This window comes from Pseudomonas sp. TNT2022 ID642 (assembly GCF_028656995.1).
Classification (GTDB): Bacteria; Pseudomonadota; Gammaproteobacteria; order Pseudomonadales; family Pseudomonadaceae; genus Aquipseudomonas.
This window is the reverse complement of the sequence record NZ_JAMDGW010000012.1, coordinates 87,782-94,700: the sequence shown is the minus strand read 5'-3', so window position 1 is coordinate 94,700 and position 6,919 is coordinate 87,782. Positions and strand designations below refer to the sequence as shown.

Genomic DNA, 6,919 nt, shown 5'->3' with positions numbered 1-6,919 from the left:
GAGGTAACCTGCTGTAAATACGGAAAAAAGGAGCGCGCAGCAGCGAGTCCGTGCAGACGGCGCGCAGCTTGGAAAAACTAAAACATCGGGGCGTGGGTGTCTGACATGGGAAGCGGGGACAAGCCGCCCTGCCCGCTGTTCGCCTCTGTAGAAGCTGCCGAAGGCTGCGATCTTTTGATTTTGCTTTTAAAAACAAGATCAACAGATCGCAGCCTTCGGCAGCTCCTACAGGTTTTGTGTGCGCCGTCAGAGGCGGCGCTTGCGGTTGAGGTTGGGGATGGTGGTCTGGGCAATCTCGACCTGCTTGGCCTGCCGCGAGGTCTGTGCCGCCAGCGCCGCCAGTGTCGGCTGGCTGAACAGCGTCCGCGCGTCGACATGCAGGCCGGCCAGACGCATGCGCGCGACCAGACTGACCGCCAGCAACGAATGCCCGCCCAGCTCGAAGAAGTTGTCGTGGCGCCCGACCTGCTCGACCTTGAGCACCTGAGCCCAGATCTGCGCCAAGGCTACTTCCACGTCGCCTTCCGGGGCCTCGTAAGGCCGGCTGAGCAACGCCTCCGCTCCCGGCTCCGGCAACGCCTTGCGGTCGATTTTGTCGTTGGGCGTCAACGGCAATGCCGCCAGCATCACGTAAGCGCCAGGCACCATGAATTCCGGCAACTGCGCCAACACATGCGCTCGCAATGCTTCCAGCGTCGGTGCAGCCTGCTCGGCACGTACGCTGTAATAAGCCACCAGCCGCTCATCGCGCACCAGCACCACCGCTTCGCGAATGGCCGGATGTTCGAGCAGCCGCGCTTCAATCTCGCCCAGCTCAAGACGCACCCCGCGCAGCTTGACCTGGAAGTCGTTGCGCCCGAGGAATTCGAGGTTGCCATCGGCGCCGTAACGCACCAGATCACCGGTGCGATACAAACGATCACCGGCCACGAACGGACTGTCGATAAAGCGCTCGGCCTGCAATTGCGGCAGTCCCAGATAGCCGCGCGCCACGCCCACTCCACCAATGTGCAAATGCCCACTGACGCCAAGCGGCACCGGTTGATCGCAGGCATCGAGGACATACAGCCGCGTGTTGCTCAGCGCCTTGCCGATCGGCACCAGTGTCCGCGGCACCGGTTTGCCGGGTTGCAGCGTCCAGCCGCTGCTGTCGACGGTGGTTTCGGTCGGCCCGTAGACGTTGTGCAGACGCACCCACGGCAGGCGCTCGCGCACTTGCCGGGCCAGCGCGACGGTCAACTCGCCGCCACCGTTGAGCACATCGGTAAGGCTGGTGCACTGGCTGACATCGTCCTGTTCGATGAACTGCTGCAACAACGCCGGCACGAACTTCACCACAGTGATGTTCTGTTCGCGGATGACTTGTGTGACATAGGCAGAATCACGGTTGCCGTCGGCCCGCGCCAGCACCAGACGCATGCCCGAGCAAAGCGGCCAGAAGATCTCCCACACCGAACTGTCGAAACTGTACGGCGCCTTTTGCAGCAACGCCCCGTGTTCGCCGGGTGGCGCCAACTCCGAGCCCCAGTGCACCATGTTGCAGGCGCTACGGTGTTCGATCATCACGCCTTTGGGTGTGCCGGTGGAGCCGGAGGTGTAGATCATGTAGGCCAGATTCGTCGCGCCGAGACCGGGCACCTGCGGATTGTCGTGCGGCTGGTCCTGCCAAGTGCCGAGATCGAGATCGATTAGCGGCACGCCGGGTTCGTCGAGCAGATCGCGCGTCGCCGCGTGCACCAGCAGCGCAACCGGTGCGCTGTCCTGCAACATGTAGTTGAGCCGTTGCAGCGGATAATCCGGATCGAGCGGCACATAAGCACCGCCCGCCTTGAGAATGCCCAGCAGGCCGATCACCAGTTCCGGCCCGCGCTCGACGCAGATTGCGACTCGCGAATCCGGTTTTACACCCAGCCCGCGCAAATGATGAGCCAAGCGATTGGCCTGCTCGTTCAACTCGCGATAGGTCAGGCTTTGCCCGGCGAATTGCACGGCGACGGCATTCGGTTTGCACTGCACCTGTTGTTCGAACAGCGCCTGAAGTGGCTGGTCCATCGGGCAGTCGACTGCCGTATCGTTGAACTCGATCAGCAGCCGTTGCAGCTCTTCCTGCGGTAACAACGGCAGGCTGTTCAGCGGCCGCTGCGGCGTGGTCTCCAGCGCTTCGACCAAACCGTTCAGCGCCGACTGCACATAACTGCAAATCCGTTGCGCGCCGATGTTCGACAACGTTCGGGTGGTCAGGCGCAAACCTGTGCCGAGGTCATCGACGCTCAGGGTAAACGGGTAATTGGTGCGTTCCTCGTTGGCCAGGGTTTCGATGCCTTGCCAGGTTTGCCGGGAGGTTTTTTGCTCGACATCATCGCTGTGCCGATAGTTGAGCAAAGCGCTGAACAGCGGCGCCGGCGCAGCGACGCCACTGCACCGCTGGGCCAGCGCCAGGGAGGCGTGTTCATGGGCGAGCAACGCAGTCAGGCGGGCATGGGTGGACTTCACCGCCGCGCGCGCGCCTTCACCGACATCGACGCGCAGCGGCAAGGTGTTGATGAACACCCCCAACGCCCGGTCGGCCCCCGCGCCGCCCTGCATGCGCCCCATCAGCACCGTGCCGAACACCACACTTTGCTGCCCGGATGTTGCCGCCAACACTTGCGCCCAGGCGAGGTGGATCAGGCTGGCGACGCTGACGCCGGCCAGACGCGCCTGCTGTTGCAGACGTTGATACAGATCGCTCGTCAGCGTTTGCTCGGCCTCCTCGATGTTGCTGCCATCGCCCTGTACGTTCTGCAAAGCGAACGGCAAGGTCGGCTCATCGATGTCGGCGAGCATCTGACGAAAGAACGCTTCATGCTCCTGCTCGCTGACGCCCAGTCGCGTCTGCGCCACATAGTTGCGATATGGCACCGGCGCCGCCAGCGGTTCGGCGCTCCCGGACAGGCAGGCGTGAATTTCTTCGCGCATCGCCTCCAGCGCAATGTGATCCATCGCCAAATGATGGAACAGCAAGATGCCGACCACCCGGTTATGCACTGGATCACGTGCATACATAAGGCGCAGCAGCGGTGCCTGACTGACGTCGAGGCGATAGCGCCGCGCGTCGAAGCGTTCGTGCAATTGATCGATGACTGCGCCGCCAGCAGGGTCAAGTTCGACTTCCTGCACCGGCAAAATGGTCTCGCGCCAAACGACCTGAACCGGTGACGTCAGCCCTTCCCAAACCACCGCCGTACGCAGGATATCGTGCCGTGCGATGACCTCGCGCAGCGCAGCGGCGAAGGCCTCGACCCGTTCGAGACTGTCGAACGCCAGCAGCGATTGCAGCAAATACGGATCGCCCTGCGCAGCGGTGATGTGGTGATAGAGAATGCCTTCCTGCAACGGCGCCAACGGGTAGATGTCCTGCACATTGGCGGCACCGCCCGGCACTGTTGCGACGATACGCTCGATCATCGCCTGATCCAGTTGCACCAGCGGCAGCAGGTCAGGCGTGATGTGCGTGCAATCGGCGGCAATGCGGTTGGCCGGTACCTCGACTTCGCGACCGCTGCCCTCCGCCGCAGCCAACGCGGCCAGTGTCGGCTGGCTGAACAGCACGCGAACATCGCTGCTCATGCCAATCTGGCGCATACGCTCGATCAGGCCCACGGCCAACAAGGAGTGGCCGCCCAGCTCGAAGAAATGGTCGTGACGCCCTACCCGTTCGACCTGCAAGACCTCGGCCCAGATCTGCGCCAGGGCGATTTCGACGTCACCTTGGGGCGCCTCGTACTGCCGACGAATCAGCGCTTCCGGCCCCGGCGCCGGCAAGGCCTGGCGATCGAGCTTGCCGTTGGCGGTCAGCGGCAACGTCGCCAGGCGGATGTAGGCGGCCGGCAGCATGGCGGCTGGCAAACGCGAGGTCAGGTGCGCGTGCATTTGCAGGATGTCCAGCGTTTCACGCTCGGTGAACCACGCCAACAGCTGACCGTCGCGCACCAGCACCACGGCTTCCTGCACCGCGTCATGGCTGGCCAGTGCCGCTTCGATTTCGCCCAGTTCGACACGCACACCGCGGACTTTCACCTGGTCATCATTGCGACCGATGTACTCAAGATTACCGTCAGCACGCCAACGGGCAAGGTCGCCGGTGCGGTACATGCGCGCATCCGGCTGCGCACTGAACGGGTCGTCGAGAAAGCGTTCGGCGGTCAATTCCGGGCGATTCAAATAACCTCGGGCAACCCCGGCACCACCGACATACAGCTCACCGATGATGCCGATCGGCACCGGGCGCTGCTGATCATCGAGCAGGTAAGCCGTGGCATTGCTCACGGGTTTGCCAATGTGCAACGCCTGCCCTGGGGTGATCAGCCCCGAGGTAGCAACCACCGTGGCTTCGGTGGGGCCGTAGTTGTTGACCACCGCAAAAGACTGCGCGCGATTGAACTGGCGCAGGCGATCGCCGCCGATCAGCAAGGTGCGCAAGGTCGGATGATCGAGTTGTTTGCTGAAGGCATATTCGGCAATCGGCGTTGGCAGAAAGCTGACGTCCAGCGGCTGCGCCCGCCACCAGGCGAGCAGCGCATCAATGTCTTCACTGCCTTCACTTGCGGGCGATAAATGCAGCGTTGCCCCGGCACACAGCGCCGGCCAGACCTCCCACGCCATCGCGTCAAAACCGAAACCGGCCAGACTCGAGGTGTGCTGCCCGGGACCAAGCCCGAATGCCTCGCAGTGCCAGTCGAGCAGATTGCCCAGCGTGCGGTGTTCGACCATCACGCCTTTGGGCAAACCGGTTGAGCCGGAGGTGTAAATCACATAGGCGAGGTTGGCCGTGTTCAGCCCCGGCACCTCGGGATTGTTCACGTTGTCGAGCGCCCCTTGGCGCCGATCCAGCTCGATCACGGGCAGCGCTGTGGCGGGCAAGCGCTCGCGTAAATCACTTTGCGTCAACAGCGCCACCGGAGCACTGTCGCTGAGCAGATAACTCAGGCGCTCGGGTGGATGCGTCGGGTCAATCGGCACATAAGCGGCGCCGGCCTTGAGAATCGCCAGCAGCCCGACCAATGTCTCCAGGCTTCTGCGCGCGACAATTGCGACCCGGTCATCGGGCCGCACACCGAGGCCCAGCAGATGATGGGCCAACGCATTGGCTTGCCGATTCAGTTCGGCATAACTGAGGGTTCGTCCCTGATACGTCGCGACCACGGCGTTCGGCTGTTCGGTCACCCGCGACTCGAATCGCTGATGAATCAGCTGCCCCTGCGGATAACTGACGCGGGTGTCGTTCCACTCATTGAGCAGAGCCAGCTCTGACGGACTATTGAGGTCGAAATCAGCGATGGACAGCTGCGGACGTTCCAGACCTTGCTCCAGAATCAGCAACAAACGCTCGGTGAACGCCGCGATCTCATCGGCCGCGAAATAGCCCGGCGAGTACACCAGATGCAGCCAGGCCTTGTCGTTGAAACGATTGCTGCGCAGGTGGATGGCCAGCGGTGTCGCCTCGTGTTGGTTGGAGACCTTGACCGAGTGTCCCGACGCCTCACCGTAACGGTAGTCATGGTCGTCCTGTTCGTAGGACACCGACAGCTCGAACAGTTGCGCGCGGTCTTCACGCAACAGGCCCAGCGCGCGGTTCATCTCGCTAAGCGGGTAGCGTTGGTGGCGAAAATCCTGTTTCAGGCTATCGCCGATCGCCGTGATCAATTCGCCAAATGACAGCGCCCGGCCAAAACCCATGCGCATCGCACTGACCTGGGTGAACAAGCCCAAGGTGCCTTTGAAGCGGGCACAGGAGCGATTGAGAATCGGCAAGCCGACCACCCACTCATCACGCTGCGCGGTACGACTGAAATACACATGCAGCGCCGCCAGCAACACATGAAAGGCCGAACCACCGAGGTGCCGCGCGGCGTCTTTCATGCGCTCGTGCAACAACGCAGGAAAAGCCTCGACGTGGATGCGACTGGGCGCCGCTTCAGGCTCAAGGGGTTCGCGATGACGGGGAATCAACAAGGGTTCAGGCAGGCTGCGGTACTTGTCCAGCCAATAGCGTTGATCACGTTCATAGCGGGGTGATTGATGGTAGCGCGCGTCATCTTCGATAAAGCCGACATAGGACGGTGCCTCCATACGCGGAGGCTCGCCACGGCACAACGCGGTGTAGATGTCGCCCACCGACTTGAACAGCAGCGCGAAAGCCCAGCCATCGATAATCAAGTGGTGGGCCTGCGCCGCCAGCCAGTGGCGGTGCTGATCGAGGCGAATCAGACAGAAGCGGAACAACGCTTGCCCGCTCAACACAAAGGCCTGCGCCATCTGCTCTTCGACCAGCGCCCGAGCCGCCGACTGGGGGTCGGGATGCCCGCTGAAATCAAACAGCGGCATGGCCACCGGCAGCGTCTGTGCGAACCCTTGCAACGGCAGCCCGTCGTGACCGACGTCCGCCAGCAGCACAATGCGCAAGGCGTCGTTCGCTGCCACCAGAGCTTCAAGTGCCGATTGCAGCAATGCCGGATCCAGCGGCCCGCTCAGCTCGACGTAACCGCCGATGTTGTACAGCGGCGAATCTCCGCGACTCAGTTGGTCCAGCCAGATATCCCGCTGGGCGGCAGTCAGCGCGAATGTCTCGACAGGCACGGACAGATCGCCCGCCACGTTGGCAGAAGTAGGCTGCATAAGATCCTTCTCATGAAATTTTGCCGGTATTCAAGCATCGGCCCCGCCACCGACATGACACCTGAAACCCGGACAACCACCACCCAGATACGCGCCACGGGCGTGCTCATCGCAGGCAAGGTCTAAAAATTCGGAGAGGAAATACTGAAAAGCTTGTAGGAAAACAACCACACACCAGCGCCGCCATTTGCCCGAGCGCTGGCGGTCAAAATTGACCATCGCCCGAGTTTCCGGGGCTTGAGCGTGACCGAGCAGTCACTCA

The 6,919-nt window shown here is 62.4% G+C and carries 1 protein-coding gene; it reads right to left on the bottom strand.

Annotated elements, in window-relative coordinates; all coding sequences use genetic code 11:
- Positions 1 to 246: 246 nt before the first annotated feature.
- On the bottom strand, positions 247 to 6,657 hold the full coding sequence (locus M5G26_RS12800) for a non-ribosomal peptide synthetase (RefSeq protein ID WP_273915564.1): 6,411 nt from the start codon (positions 6,655 to 6,657) through the stop codon (positions 247 to 249).
- Positions 6,658 to 6,919 lie beyond the last annotated feature (262 nt).